General features: G+C 60.1%; 10 protein-coding genes and 4 pseudogenes. 2 read left to right on the top strand and 12 right to left on the bottom strand.

Annotation, left to right across the window (positions count from 1 at the left end; genetic code table 11):
• Window positions 1-5: 5 nt before the first annotated feature.
• Together NKH89_RS35810 and NKH89_RS12005 are read left to right on the top strand one after the other, a co-directional pair.
• Window positions 6-130 (top strand): annotated as a pseudogene (locus NKH89_RS35810) (sulfate ABC transporter ATP-binding protein); the annotation flags it as partial.
• A 350-nt stretch (window positions 131-480) separates the two neighbouring features.
• A complete protein-coding gene (locus NKH89_RS12005; RefSeq protein WP_023802339.1) occupies window positions 481-1260 on the top strand; it encodes a phosphodiester glycosidase family protein in 780 nt (259 codons plus the stop codon).
• Window positions 1261-1399: 139 nt separating this feature from the next.
• On the opposite strand, the gene NKH89_RS12000 is transcribed toward NKH89_RS12005, so the two are convergent.
• From NKH89_RS12000 to NKH89_RS11945, 12 genes and pseudogenes are all read right to left on the bottom strand, one after another.
• The gene (locus NKH89_RS12000) at window positions 1400-2227 is read right to left on the bottom strand and encodes a DUF3800 domain-containing protein (RefSeq protein ID WP_023802338.1); all 828 of its coding nucleotides are present in this window, start codon (window positions 2225-2227) and stop codon (window positions 1400-1402) included.
• A gap of 75 nt (window positions 2228-2302) precedes the next feature.
• A complete protein-coding gene (locus tag NKH89_RS11995; protein WP_352909098.1) occupies window positions 2303-2740 on the bottom strand; it encodes a helix-turn-helix domain-containing protein in 438 nt (145 codons plus the stop codon).
• A gap of 22 nt (window positions 2741-2762) precedes the next feature.
• Window positions 2763-3188 carry a hypothetical protein gene (locus NKH89_RS11990; RefSeq protein ID WP_188580921.1) on the bottom strand — a complete coding sequence of 142 codons (426 nt, stop codon included), beginning with the start codon at window positions 3186-3188 and terminating at the stop codon, window positions 2763-2765.
• The gene (locus NKH89_RS11985; protein ID WP_023804258.1) at window positions 3185-3736 is read right to left on the bottom strand and encodes a recombinase family protein; all 552 of its coding nucleotides are present in this window, start codon (window positions 3734-3736) and stop codon (window positions 3185-3187) included. Before NKH89_RS11985 ends, NKH89_RS11990 begins: the two co-directional genes overlap by 4 nt.
• 154 nt (window positions 3737-3890) lie before the next feature.
• The gene (locus NKH89_RS11980) at window positions 3891-4448 is read right to left on the bottom strand and encodes a tetratricopeptide repeat protein (protein WP_352909109.1); all 558 of its coding nucleotides are present in this window, start codon (window positions 4446-4448) and stop codon (window positions 3891-3893) included.
• A gap of 31 nt (window positions 4449-4479) precedes the next feature.
• Window positions 4480-4680, bottom strand: a pseudogene (locus NKH89_RS11975) (hypothetical protein); the annotation flags it as partial.
• A gap of 129 nt (window positions 4681-4809) precedes the next feature.
• Window positions 4810-7722: pseudogene (locus NKH89_RS11970) on the bottom strand (Tn3 family transposase).
• A 691-nt stretch (window positions 7723-8413) separates the two neighbouring features.
• On the bottom strand, window positions 8414-9169 hold the full coding sequence (gene istB, locus NKH89_RS11965; protein WP_352908929.1) for an IS21-like element helper ATPase IstB: 756 nt from the start codon (window positions 9167-9169) through the stop codon (window positions 8414-8416).
• A 12-nt stretch (window positions 9170-9181) separates the two neighbouring features.
• Window positions 9182-10693, bottom strand: a complete 1512-nt coding sequence (gene istA, locus NKH89_RS11960; protein WP_352908927.1) for an IS21 family transposase — start codon at window positions 10691-10693, stop codon at window positions 9182-9184.
• Window positions 10694-10910: 217 nt separating this feature from the next.
• Window positions 10911-11159, bottom strand: a pseudogene (locus tag NKH89_RS11955) (transposase); the annotation flags it as partial.
• Between the two features lie 41 nt (window positions 11160-11200).
• Complete coding sequence (locus NKH89_RS11950) at window positions 11201-11833, bottom strand: 4'-phosphopantetheinyl transferase family protein (protein ID WP_352908924.1); 633 nt, start codon at window positions 11831-11833, stop codon at window positions 11201-11203.
• Window positions 11834-12044: 211 nt separating this feature from the next.
• Window positions 12045-14516: non-ribosomal peptide synthetase (locus tag NKH89_RS11945; RefSeq protein ID WP_352908922.1), on the bottom strand; the 2472-nt coding region annotated here is incomplete at its 5' end.

Genomic DNA, 14516 nt, shown 5'->3' with positions numbered 1-14516 from the left:
TCCGGCGAACGGGTGCGACACGGCCGCCTGCGGCCGAAATCAGGAAGCAGGCGATCGAGTTGCTCGATCTCGTCGATCTGGACTGGAGAAACGCTACCCGGCGCAGTTTTCCAGCGCGCAGCGCTGGCGCGCGCCATAGCGATCAAGCCCACGGGAGCGATTTCAGGTCCTCTGCAGCGTCAGCGAACGCGTGGTACCAGGTGCGGAGATGACGGTGTCGTTCCCGCCAGACGCTGTATAGATATTTCCCGCGCAGGACGAGTATATCGCTGGCATCGCTTAGGGTAGGGTTTCGCCCTCTCCCGCAAACGACCCCAGCCTTGAGCGCCACGAATGGTTACGGCGCAGCACCGACCAACGTATTGAAGGCGTGTCAACGCTGTCGAGGATAGCCTGCTGCCATCGAAGGATTCGCCGATCATTTTTGGCGGAGATCATTTCACGTACTGTCTTTCTCGCTGCCTCCGAGACTTGTTGACGATGGTATTCTACCCCAAACACCTCGCTCCGATCCCGCGTCTCTTACTCGTCACCTCCTTCGCAGCCGCGCAACCTGTCTTGGCCCAACCGTGCGAGGAGCAAACGTTCGAAGAGGCAAAATTCATCGTATGCACCGCGACACCGGGGCATGACGACCTTCGATTGTTTTGGAAAGATGCCCATGGCGACCCCTATCGTCGCTTCCCGGCCATAGCCAAGACAGTCGCCAACGAAGGACGAACGCTGGTATTCGCGATGAACGCCGGCATGTATCTAACCGACTTCTCGCCGATTGGACTCTATGTCGAGAACGGCCAGGAACTGCGGCCCGCCAGCACGAAGACAATGGATGGCCCGCCTGGAAAGGTGCCCAACTTCTACAAGAAGCCGAATGGCGTGTTCTTTCTGAATGACGCCGATGCCGGGATCCTGCCGACGACCGACTATCTGAAGCGTCGACCAAAGGCGCGGTTTGCCACCCAGTCCGGCCCGATGCTCGTGATCAAAAACAAGCTGAATCCCATCTTCATTGCCGGATCGAGCGATCGAACGCGTCGAAGCGGCGTCGGAGTCTGCGACGGTGGGCTAGTCAACTTCCCGATAAGCGAGGACGCCGTGAACTTTCATAACTTCGCGCGCCTGTTTCGCGACCACCTCAGTTGTCCCAATGCGCTGTTTCTGGATGGCGGCAATGGCGTGGGCATCTACGAGCCTCACTTGGGCCGTAGCGACATGTCATGGCATGGCGGATTTGGCCCCGTCTTCGGTCTTGTAGAATAATGGCGATGGGCGCGACGCCAGCCTCGCCTACGCTGAGCCAGCATCTCAACAGCAAGTCTTGAAAACAGAGGTCAACCACACCATAATACCAGTGTGAGCAACGCTCCGGGGTTGGCGCCAAGCGCCAGCCGACACTTTCTCAAAGGCTCGGTTCGTCCGGGCCTTTGTCGTTTATGCGCTCGAAGCAGCTGTACTTAATGCCAAGGCTCGCGCGCTCGTTCGGATCGAGCAAGGCGTCGATCAACCGCTTGTTCTCCATCAGGGATACGTAGGGTCGGTAGATCGGATCGTAGCCACCTTTGGCCATAGGATACAGAACCAGGTCCGCAATCTGAATCATCGGGGTGGCCTTGGTCCTGCCTCGCGGCTCGCCTCTGACAATGTCCCGGAACTCTGCCGCGCTCAGCGACTGATAGGACGCGGAATTGTTTTCGTCGAAAGGCATCCCGTCCTTCTTCAGCGAGCGAGCAAAGGCGATCAGTTCGTTGTCCTCGACCCTGCCAGCGCGTTCGAAAAATACGCGCAGCTTTCGGCCGCGGCTTCGCGCGAATTTGGCGGCACGCTCGATCAGGATGCAGTAGGCAGTCTTGCTCATCAACCAGAGCCGGTCCCTGTACCGGGAAACATAGCCCGGCCGGTCGATTACTGCCGCTATGCCGACGATCGGCAGGTCCACGAGGAACCGCTCCAGATCGGAGAGAAATGCGAATGCCGCTTCGGGACGTTTCAACCAGCCGAAATCGCCGCGCCCGCCCCGGATTGCCCAAGAATGCAGCGGGTAGTTGATATGGTGGCTATTGCAGAAGGCCTTGTATCTGGCGAAAAGCTCGTCGACGTCTTCCTCATTGATGAGGATTCCGCCGAACGCGAAACAATCCATCTCGTCACGACGCTTCACCAGCGGCTCCCTGTCTGGGTCGCGGCTCCCAGTGTCATCGATGTAAAGATGGATTTCGGGATCTGCCATTTGGGATGTTCGCTGGTGTCGAATCGGAATGCGCCAGACGCAGCGCCTCTGTATAGCCGACGATGCGCTGCGCGCCTAAACGATCCCCCAGGCCCGGAAACTTCCCCGGCCTGTCAGCTCGCGCAAGCTGAATGCGCCGATAAGATCGAGCGCGCCCTGCCGGGACACTTTCAACGCCGCCTGTACCATGCTGGTGGAAACCATCGGCCGGGAAAGCACAAGATCCATCAGGACGGGCAGCTTCGAGCTGGAGCGGCGGCCGCGCAGCACGCGCTCCATCCGCTCTCTGGCGAGCAGCAGGCGATCATGCTCCTTCAGCCCGGCGACGGCCGCCTCGCGGATCGCATCGATGAATGCGGCCACCCGCTCGGTGCGGGCGCGCGACCGCCGGCGCTCACGTGGAATCTTCTGGGCGCCGAGATGCAGGCAAGCGAGATGGTTGGCGGTGACGCCCTCTTCTCGAAGCATCGCGCCAACCAGGCCTAATCGGCCCGAAGCTGCGATTTTGGCCAAGTTGCGGAACAAGTGTAGAACATCATGACTTGCTCTGGGCTTGCAGCAACATGGCGACGTTTTCGGCGGTAAATTTGAAGCCCCGGCGGTCGGGAATGCGTTCGGCGGAGATAGGATATCGCGGCCGCTTGGGATCGATGCCGGTGATCCGGAACCGTTCGCTTCCGGTACTAAACTCGCGTCCGAGGTCCGAGGGAGCCAATCCGTAGCGTGCGGCCAGAAACTCGAACATGTCCTTCTCGAGATTGAATGCCGTGCCGTCGGAAGCGGGAACGCTGACACGGAACACGGGCTCGAAGGCAAACCCAGAGTCCAAGCCACGCCATCCGGCGCTCTCGATGACCAGCCCATGGTCCGCGGCGATTTTTTGACAAGCCTCGAGCATGCGGGATTGGACTTCTTCGCAGGCTGCGGGGATCAGGCGGGTTATGTGCTTGCCTTTGCTCATTCTGGTTCGCCTTTCCGCGCCTGGTAGACAGTTCCACGCGAGATGCCAAGATCGCGTGCGATCCGTGTCGGGCCGTGGCCCTCTTCCAGTCGGCGTATGATTTCAGCGCGGTCGATCTTCGGTGGCCGGCCTTTGTAGACGCCACGCTTTTTGGCGATGGTAATCCCCTCGGCCTGGCGCTCGCGCCGCAGATTGGTCTCGAACTCGGCAAAGACGCCGAGCATGTCAAAGAAGGCCTTGCCGGCGGCGGTCGAGGTGTCGACGGGCTGCTCGGTCGCGAACAAGTGCGCACCTTTGGCTTTGAGCCTGTCCACGATCACCTGAAGATCGCGCAGTGATCTGGCCAGCCGGTCGATGCGGGTGACGACGAGCGTCTCGCCGGCATGGATGAAGTCGAGAATCGTGTTGAGCTGCGGGCGGCCTGCCAGCGAGGCGCCGCTCTTCTGTTCCTCGCGAATGACGTCGCAGCCGGCGGTCTTGAGCGCGGCGATTTGCGCGGCAAGGTTCTGGTCGGTGGTGGAGGTGCGCGCGTATCCGATGCGGGTCATGCAAACTGTTCATTTTGGGTGTGCCAACGCGTAGCTTCGTTCAATATCCCATTCTGGGCCCAAAATAAACATGGCTTAGCGGCTGCGGCGTGTTCATTGCCGTTGTGCTGGCCGGGTATACCCAAATTAAAACACGCCCATCGGTTCCGGGCGGTCAGTTACGCCGTCTTCGTGGTTTCAGCTTTCTGGTAACCTCCGCCAGCCAAGGGATTGCGCCGGGAGTGGCCTGCCAGGCCTTGCCGTTTTCCTCGACGTAGTCAGCTGCCTCATCCTCGCCCCCCAAGGTGATATAGCCGTCCGGAGAGGCAACCAGAGGCTGCTTGCCGGACAGGACGCCGGGCACATGGCTGTTCGCGAGCCAGGCCTCCTCGGCAAGCTTCCCGGCATCCGGATCGTTTTCACGAAAGGCGAGAAGGGCCTGCGTGTAGAGCCATGCAGCAGCGCAATCGTCTTCGTACTGTCTGAGCAGCTTCTTCAAGGCCTGGATGTCATCGAGCGCCAGCAAATGCCCGGCCAGCACGTAGCGGATGCCCTGATTGTCATTCGGATTGAGCTCAAGCATCGCCTGGTAATGGTCGATGGCCGCCTGATGCCGACCAAGCCGCCAGAGTACGGCGGCAAGACCTGCCCGCGCCCGCATGTAGGGGCGGGTTTCCAGAAAACCCCAGAAGTGACCGGAATACTCCTCGAACCCCTCGGGCCCGAGGGCCATTTTCCCAGCCGCGACGCCCTTTCTCGTAGCAGTCCAGCACTTCCTCGACAGACCTCGCCTCCTCTTCGGCCAGAAGCACATAAGCGTCGGCGCACAACGGCGAGATTTTGAGCGCTTTCCTGGCCAGCGCGATACGCTTGCTGCGACTGGTCGCTTCCCAGGCCTCATACATGACGTCTTGCGCGGCGTCGGTCGGGTCGCTCCCACGTTGTCCGCCGAAAAGACCTGCCATGAACCCCTCCATGCCGCGCCGGTCCGGCATTGGAGGCAGAGCATTGTCATTTTCCGGCAGCTTGGATTTCGCCACTGCCTTCTTTCGGGGCTTCTTCGATACAGGCATTTCTACATTCCCTTCGATGGGTCACGCCGCTTGTTTCTGCTCGAAATCGATCCGGCGATCCAGATCGAGGTCGAAGCGGCCATAAGGATTGATGTGTCCGTAGATCAGCGGCGTCAGGCCGCGGTAGTCTTCCAGCGTCAGCCGCGCCGACCAGTTCGGCTCGGCGAGCACTGACTGCATCATGCGCGTGTTCACATAGACCAGCGACGCCTGTACGAGATGCAGAGCCATCGCCGATATCTCCTGATCGTCGAGCCGGTTGGAAGCGATCTCGCCACCCTTGCCGAAAAAGACGAAGCTGGTCGCGCTGTTCCAGTTCTCGACGACGTTCAGGCCTTCATGGATTTCGCGGCGAAACGGCTCGTGGCGCAAATACCGGCACAGCAAGATCGTCTTGATAGCCCGGCCAAGCTCGGCGAGTGCCTTGTAGGTCGGGTGCATCACCTCGGCGCGGGCGAAGCGGCGCAGGATCGCTTCCGGATCGGCGATCCCGCTGTGCATGGCGGCAGCATATTTGACCATTTCGTCATATTGTTGCTCGATCTCCTCCCAGTTGATGACGCTGGAAAGAACGGGAAGCAGGTTGGGCAGTTCGGCGCGCAGGCCTGCATGCGGCAGCGCCAGCTTCTGCCGGGCGATCGCTTTGAGCCGTGGCGCGAGCTCGAAACCGAGCAGCCTGCAGAAGGCAAAGCCGAGGGCGCTCTGGCCATGGCTGTCGACCTATTGCCGCTGGATTTCCATGTCCGTGCAATGCCGCAGCACGCCCTTGATCATCGAAGCGACCTCGGAAGACGAACAGCGCTTGAGCTGCGAGAAGATGCAGGTCGAGCCCTTGTCGACATGCCAGTAGATCATCACGCCGCGACCGCCATAGCGGACATGCCATTCGGTCATCAGGTTGCCGTCCCAGGCGCCAAACTTCTTGGAATCCGACGCGCAAGCCGTGCCGGCCTCGCCCCAGATGGCGGTGTTGCGGATCGCCAGCGTCGCACTGGCGACGCGCCCACAAGCCGCCTCCAGCGCGTCCCGGTGAACGAAGCGCCGGCCGACGTGAAGCAATTCCTCGTAACTGACGTCCGGGCATCCGGCCGCCACGCGCTTCAGGCCGGCATTCGTGCCCAATCCGTAAAGGCACAAGATCAGGCGCCGGTCGACCGCACCGCGGGAAAGCGTCACGCGGGAGGCCGATGTTTCAAAAGCATCCAGAAAACCGGTGTCGAGGGCCGTCTCCTTCAAAACATCCAGCAGTTCCGTCATCGGCCAGCGATGCCCGATCTCGGCCTTGACCGAGCGAAGGCCCTGCGGTTCCGGCAGTGGCTCGAACGGCGTGATCGAGATGCGGTTTTCACCGCGCCAGAGAATGCGCACCTTATCGTTGCGCGGGATTTCGGTGCTCAGCAGCCGCAGTTCCCGCTCGAGCTCGGCCCGGATCTGGTGCGTGAAGGCCCGCGCGTCCGGCGTCAGGTTCAGGGCACCATAGTAGGCCGCGCGCCTGGCCTCGAAATCCTTGGGCAGATCATCATCCGGATTGCGATAGCGGTCCGCGCCGACCACCCAGATTTCCTTCGCCCGGATGCGGTCACGCAATTGGCTGAGCACACAGAGTTCGTAGCTGATCCGGTTGATGCGCCCGTCCTTGCCGATGATCGCGCTGCGCCATTTCGGTGGAATGACGCCCTCAATCGGCACGGCACTGCGTGGTACGATGCGGCATCCGGTACCGAAGGCTCGCCTGATCCAATCCAAGGCTTCGAGCACGGGCCGATGCACGGCGTTGTTCGAACGAAACTCCAGGACCGAGAGCAGTCTTGGTAAAATCCTTCTGTAATGGCTGGCATAAGAGCCGCGCATCACTTGATAGATGCGGCGCTCGAGCGTGCCTTTCGCCCGATGCTCCCTGATAATCGCCGCCAACTTTTCCTGCCCCGCCACCGGAAAGATTACATCGCAGACCCGGCCGTCCGGCGTCTCGATCGCCGCACCCGCAATATCGACCAGCAACCGTTCCTTGCCATAGACCTTCTCAATATCCCTGGCGATTCCGGCGACCACCTTGCGCTTCGAGCGCACTCCGATCTTGTGGATGGTTTCCACCAGAAGATCGATCATCCCGTCGATGATCTGTGCTTCCCGCACCATCAGGAAGACGGCATAGAAGCCAAGTTGTCGCCTGGGGGTGTGGCGGCGCATCTCCGAAGCCTTTTCGGCGCCGACCCGCCGGACGATCTGATCGATCCAGGACTTGCCGGCACCCGTCAGCAAATCCCTTGGCAGTGTCAACTTTTGAATGAAGGCAAGCCGGTCAGCCAGGGCAAGCATGTTGTCCAACGTTGCCGCACCTGCGTCATGTTTAATTGTATGGAATCCTGTCAGACTATCCGGTTCGACCAGCGACGCCTCCATCAGCGCGACCGTTTCCGGCAGAAGCCGATCCGCAACGCCGGCAAGCAAGCATTCCAGGAAGCGTTGCCGCTCGGAGCGTACAAGCCGCTCCATCTCCTTACCGGACGGACCGAAAATCCTGTGGTCGCGACACCAGAGAAAGACAGCCTCCAACATCACCGCGACGGACTGCCCGCCCGGGCAGAGCTCCGTCGCCATCCAATCTGAAAGTGCGACCCGGTCAGCCCGCTTCATGCGGCGAAAGCTCAGATGGCGCAGAATCTCCGCGCAATGACGCCGTCCCGACCGCCCCGAAAAATCGTAACCGTCGAGACCGGCCTCGCGGACACCAAGCTGCTCGGCCAGATACGAAATCGCCTCGTCCGGAACCTCGGTCGCGTCGGTGGCAAAGTATCCGAAGGCTGCGAAGAACTTCAACTGCACCGCCAGTCCGAGCCTCGACCCGGCCGGCTTGGCGTTCACAAAGTCATTGTCGGCAAAAGAGAGGCTCCATTCCCCAGCCAAAGCTTCAGGCGAAACACGCAAACCCATACGTTCACTCCCTGTTTCAGGAGTGAATTCTCAGGTCGCTGAGCCTTCACCGTCAATCCGTTCCGGCAACGTTCCACAACTTGGCCAAAATCGCAGCTTCGGGCCGATTAGGCCTTCTACCTGTTTCGCCATCGCGTCCTGGAGGCGCCAGTTAAGACAGGGGCCGATATTGCGGGCTCTGACCGTTCCGGCATGAAGGAGCGTCTGCGCGCCATCAGCAACCCGCAATCCATAATGATCTGGCTGATCATGCTCGCAAGCGGCCTCAGCACCTATCCCTTCCAAACATACCTATCGCCCTTTGTCCGCGACGAACGTGGCCGCTGCTTAGCGTACTGTCCAGGCCATGGAAAATTCCGACAGGCACCAAAGTCGTCGCAGACTTTTGCAGCGGGCGCGGTGGCCCGGCGAACCAGTCATTGATCGCTACCTTGTCGGTGGTGCCAGTACCCCTGTTGGGCAACCCACAGCTCGTTGGCGTCGATGCCCGTTCCGAAGTCCAGCATCTTCGGGAGCCGCATTCGACAATCGTAGCCGATCCGCTGCGTATTCCGATGAAGCCGGCCACCGATTCCGATTTGAAGCCGGCCAGTCATTCCGATTTCATTCCGGCCACCCTTCCGATTTGAAGGCGGCCAGTTTCGGACTGATCCTGGGTCTCGTTGATGTTTGGGTTGGGTTTTGTTTCAGGTCAAGCTTCGGTGTTTTCGGGGACGATTGGCGGGCGCTGTTTTCGCATGCTTTCACCGGTGAGATCGATGCGATAGGCGTTGTGAACGAGGCGATCCAGGATGGCGTCGGCCAAAGTTGGGTTTGCAATAATTTCCCACCAGCGATCCACGGGCACCTGACTTGTGACGATGGTTGAGCGTCGTTCGTAGCGATCCTCAATGATCTCCAGGAGATCGCGGCGTTGGTCGTCATTGAGTTTTTCCGGTCCCCAGTCATCAAGGATCAGCAGGTCGGTCCTGGCAAGAGATTTGAGGATCCTGCCGTATCGCCCGTCGCCTCTTGCGAGCGCGAGGGCGGCGAACAGCCGGGGAAGCCGGTGGTAGGCGACTGAGAAGTCTTCGCGGCAGGCCTGGTGGCCAAGAGCGCAGGCAAGCCAGCTTTTGCCTACGCCGGCTGGCCCGGTGACAAGAAGACCGTGATGCTTTCTGATCCAGCCGCAGCCGGCAAGCGCCATGAACAAATTGCGGTCGAGGCCGCGTGCGGCGCGGAAGTCGGCATTCTCGATCTGCGCGTCATGGCGAAGCTTGGCAGCCCTGGCGCGAGCCTCGAAACGCTTCTGGCGGCGCATGGTCGCCTCGCGTTCGAGCAGCATGGCAAGCCATTCGCCGTGCTCGAGGTCGCGCACTTCGGACTGTGCGTCGAGTTCCTGGAAAGCGGTTGCCATGCCGTAAAGGCCGAGCTCTCGCAGCATGTCGATGGTGGGATTGATCAGCATGGGTGGATCTCCTCAATGAAAGTAATCAGGGCCACGCAGATTGGCGTGATCGACGATGGCGGTTGGTTCGGTGGAATGGCGTGCGGCTTTGTGGTTGGCGATGAGCGAAGCGATGCTCTTGCAGTTCAGGCCACCGATCTCGACAGCGCGGGCTGACACGGCTTCGGCCCGATTGCGATCGATGTCGCGAAACAGACGTAGGATGCCCAGACATGTTCGAAAGCCCTGCTCGGGATGCGGACGGCTGGCGAGAATTGCGATGACCAGACCTTCGGTCTGCGGCCCGATCGACGTGGCCCAGCGCCGAAAGCGCTCCGGCGTCCATTCGGCATAGCGCCAGTGGGAACTGGGCATGTGATCCGGATCGGTTCCATGGCGAGGACCTCCATAGCGGCGCTGATGCACCGCGACGCGCTTGCCGCGGTGGAAGATCTCGATGGTGCGCGCCGTTGCTCTCAGATCGACCTGCTGACGAATGAGGCTGTGGGGCACGGAATAAAAGAAGGTCTTGAACTCGACATGATAATCCGTCGAGACGCGGGCCAAACGCCATTCGGCAAACTCGTAATCCTCCAGTGGAAGACTGGCCAAAGCCGGGCGCTCGACGGTCTCGAAGAGCTGTCGGCGACTGACGCCCAGCCGGCGCATGACGTGGTCGTTGATGCGATCGAGCGCCTGGGCAATGGCGGCATTGGCCTCAGCCAGCGAGAAGAAAGTCTGGTTGCGCAGGCGCCCCAGAATGCAGGACTGGGCGAAACGCACTCCATTCTCCACTTTCGATTTATCCCGAGGCTTTCTTGGCCGTGCCGGAAGAACGCCGACGCCATAGTGGGAAGCCATCATGCCGTAGCTGCGGTTGATCTCGGGATCGTAGAAACTGGCGCGACTGACGCCCGACTTCAGATTGTCGGGAACGACGAGTCTGGGAACGCCGTGAAAAAAACGAAACATCCGGACATGCGAGCCAATCCAGTCGGGGAGCGTTTGCGTCCAGGTGGCCTCGGCAAAGGTGTAGCTGGACGCACCCAGCACCGCCACGAAGATCTCCGCCTCGCGGATCTCACCGGTCTTGCGATCGACAATCGGAATCTTCTTGCCGGAATAATCCACGAAGACCTTGTCGCCGGCCGCATGCTCCTGGCGCATCGTCGGTGACAGTCGCTGCTTAAATCCCCGTAGAAGTTCACAAAAGCGACTGTAGCCATAACCGTCGGGATGCGATCCTCGATACTCCTCCCACAGGATGAGCAAGGTGACGCCGGGCTTCTTGAGCTCGACCGCAAGATCGGCCCAGTTCGGTTCCGTGCGTCGTCGCGTGCCCTGTTTGACGCCGTTGCGACTGAAGAGCTTGTGCTCAAGCGCATCGTCGGTCAGCTCGCCCGGCAAGGGCCAGCTCAATCCAACCGCGGCTGCACGCTGCAAATTATCCTGCACCGTACTGCGCGCTATCCCCAATACGACCGCAATCTCGCGGGAGCTCGTCCCGCTTCCGGCAAGCCGCAGCATCTGTCTCAATTGTCTCATGGTCAGCCTTCTCTTTGCCGGCATCAAAATGTCCCCGTTCATGGCGAGGTGATTGATGCCAAAGTTGCTGACCCAGGAGGTAATCTTCAGTGCCGAAAACTGGCCGGCTTTTGATTGGAATGGTGGCCGGCTTCAAATCGGAACGGTGGCCGGTCTTTGATCGGAATGGCGGCCGGCTTCACGTCGGTATCCGCAGGCAGTTGGCTTCTGGCGCGGCATCCTTCAACGCCGCATTGTCGAGCATGGCGTCGGCCAGAAGCCGCTTCAGCCGCGTGTTCTCGTACTCCAGAGCCTTCAGTCGCCGAGCCTGGAGACATCCATCCCGCCGAAGCGGCCCTTCCAGTTGTAATCGAGGCGTCGCTGACCCCGTGCTTGCGGCACAGATCGGCAGATCGGCAACCGACACCCCGGCCTCATGTTCCTTCAAAATTCCGATGATCTCTTCAGAAAAGCGGCTACGTTTCATGTCCTGGTCCTCTCGATGGGCCAGAACGAACGTCAACCGGATTAGATCAGCGGGGCAAGGTCACCGCATGTCGGCCATGAATACGCCAACCCAATTACATTGTTGGAAACAAGTAACTCGAGCGAAAATGTGCAATCTTTCTTTGGCACGTATCCTAATCGCGCAGAGATATCAATTTCCACGTCCTGGAATTCAAGAAAATCATTGTACAGTGGAAAATAGGCTTTATATACAGCCTCCTTCAAAACGAAGAGGTCCCGCCGTTGAAGCAGGCGTAGATCGTACGTGCGTTGCTCGTTAGGGGTGGCAATCAATTCGATCAGGTTCTCCGGCAGAGGTTCATTAGGCTCAATGTCGATGCCGAGAGCCGCAATCCTTTTCGTCCCTGCAATGGCGGCGGCTGCTACGGTATCGTGGTGCGCCAAAGATCCGACGACGCCGGGTGGCCAGATCGGAACACCAGAGCGCGTCTTTAGGATCGGCAGTTGTGGGAATCCCAGTTGGCCAAGGAGTGTTCTGGCGACTACTCTTGCAGCACCGCTTTGGCGGCGAACTTTGGTAACAGCGCGTCCCAACGAGGTAACTTCGGAAGCGTACAAGGTGGAGTCGTCAGCCGGTTCTATTGGACGGATGCCGAGGAGGATGTTCTGTTGATCAATGGTGATAGTCTCCATTCTATCTGGTCCCTTTGAGCTTTTCGAATGAGAAGCTCAGCCAATGCAGCTTGGCCTTGGAGTTGATCGACTCGGTCGTCGATCAGCAGCGGCGGCAGACCACATATGCTTCCCATCTTTGGATCACCGAGCCAGAACTCTCCGACATTTGGGGATTGTCGCGATCCGAGACTGAACCTCGTCTGGGTGCCAGAACCTTCGGTGCAGTTCGCTAGGGATCTTTTTCAAGAACCCCGGTTAAAGGCGTAGAAATGGCTCGGGCCAGAGCCTTGCGGTTTTCCAGAACACTCATCATCGTCACGTGGTCGCCTACAATCGGTACGGCAGTAATGGCCTCCGGACTCAAGACCCGGTCCCAGCCGCGCATAGGCGAACGTGCCTCTGGGCATAATGAACTCTTAGCTTGTCGTGCCCGAGAACTGAAGAGAGCCTCGGTGGCATAAAACTGATGTATCTCAATTGGCAGGGTTGGGACTTGGTACGCCTGCAGCGCCTCGTGAAACCGGGCGGTCCTTTCATACATCAAAACATCGTTATGGAGATTACGATCCAGAGGTATTGCCCCAATTTGCTGCCCCTTTTCAAGCAGCTGAGCGATTGAACTTTGTCCAGCAAATTGCTCCAGCACTTCGAAGCTCTCATCATCTAAGGATTCAAAAGAATCGAGCACCACGTCTCGTACCATTTGGATGGGTGATATCTTTGTCACGTTTGCAGGTAGCGTAACATCGATGAGAGCGATGAACGACACAGCGTCATCGAGACTCAGCAAGCGCTGGGCGATTGCGTAAGCCAAGATTCCGCCTGATGAGTATCCAGCGAAGCGATACGGACCCTGCGGCTGGATCTCTCTAATCGCCACGATGGTCTCCGCGGCCATCGCCTCAAGAGATGGTGGACAAACCTCATTGAAAGGCGGCCATGGTAGAGCGTAAATGGGACAGTCTATGTCCATTTCGTTCGCCAAACCGAGGACATAGGAACAATCGCCCGAGCCTGTGGGAACAAAGAAGAGCGGTGGCTGCGATCCGGTTGCTTGTACGGAAATCACGCCCGGACTACAGGGCTGTGGCTCCAAATGACTCTTCGATGCAAGTTCCTTCAGAACAGGGGCTTGGAAGAGGTCGGCGGCGCTAAAGTTCAGCCCAAGATCTAATGCTCGACTGAGCAACTGCACCGCCAGGAGCGAGTGGCCACCCAGCTCGAAGAAGTGGTCGTGGCGCCCGATGCGCTCGACCCCGAGAAGCTCCGCCCATATCTCGGCCAGCGCCGTCTCGATCGCGCCGCGCGGCGCCTCATAGGCCGCCCGCGCATAGGCCTCGTCCTCCGGCGCCGGCAGTGCCTTGCGGTCGAGCTTGCCGTTCACCGTCAGCGGCAAGGCCTCGAGCCGCACGAATGCCGATGGCACCATGTAGTCCGGCAGCCGCCCGCTCACATGCGCGCGCAAGGCGCCGGCAAGCGCGCCGCCACCGTCCTCGTCCGAGCCGGCCTCGGGTCCACACACGACATAGGCGACAAGGTGCTTGTCGCCGGCCCGGTCCTGGCGCGCCACCACCACCGCCTCGCGCACCCAGGCATGCTCGCAAAGCCGCGCCGCGATCTCGCCCGGCTCGATGCGGAAGCCGCGGATCTTCACCTGCTCGTCGTTGCGGCCCAAAAACTCCAGATTGCCGTCCGGCAGATAACGCGCCAGGTCGCCGCTCCGGTACAGCCGGTCGCCCTCCACAAACGGGCTGGCGATGAACCGCTCGGCCGTCAGCTCCGGCCGGTTCAGGTAGCCACGCGCAACCCCCGCCCCGCCGATATAGAGCTCGCCCACCGCCCCGAACGGCACCGGCGCACCATGAGCGTCCAGCAGGTAGATCCGCGTGTTCGCAATCGGACGGCCGATCGGGAGCCGGCCAAACGTCTCATCAATCGCGGTAATCTCGCAGACTGTCGCGAAGGTCGTCGTCTCGGTCGGACCGTAGCAGTGCAAGAGATGCTGCGGTCGGCTCCCCCTCAAGACCCGTGCTACTGCCGCCACATCAACCGCATCACCGCCGACCAATAGCAACCGCAAGCTTGCCAGCGCCGGGCCTAAATCATCAGCGCTCTGGCTGAACAACCCGGCTGTCAGATGCAGGACGGTAATGCCATGCTGCTGAACCAGACTGCGCAGCACCTCTGGCTGCAGCACATCAATTTGTGGAATCACAACCAGGCTTGAACCGTGTAGCAGCGGTGCCCACACTTCCAGGGTACTGATATCAAACGCGGGATTGCCCACCCACGCCACACGATCACTCGAGCTGAACTGCGCATAGCCATTGTTGATGACGAGCCGGTTGACCGCACGGTGAGCAACAACAACCCCCTTGGGAAGGCCGGTCGAGCCGGACGTGTACATCACGTAAGCGGCAGCCTCGGCGCTCAATGCCAGACCAGGATCGGCACTAGACCCTGCTCCGGTCATGAGCGGCTCAATGGCCAGAACAGGGATCGTCACCTCAAGCAGATCATCATCGTCACTCTCGCTAAGCACCAGGCGCGCAGCACAATCGGCCATCAGCCATTCTTGTCGCGCAGATGGAAGAGCGCGATCGATCGGCACATAAGCGCCGCCCGCCTTCAGGATCGCCAGCAGCCCCACCACCATCGCCGGGCTGCGCTCGACGCAGATCGCCACCGGCTGATCCGGCTT

It is taken from the genome of Mesorhizobium sp. M0923, from assembly GCF_040319365.1.
GTDB lineage: Bacteria > Pseudomonadota > Alphaproteobacteria > Rhizobiales > Rhizobiaceae > Mesorhizobium.
Note: the sequence above shows the minus strand (reverse complement) of the source record. Positions and strands in the feature narration are given on the sequence as shown.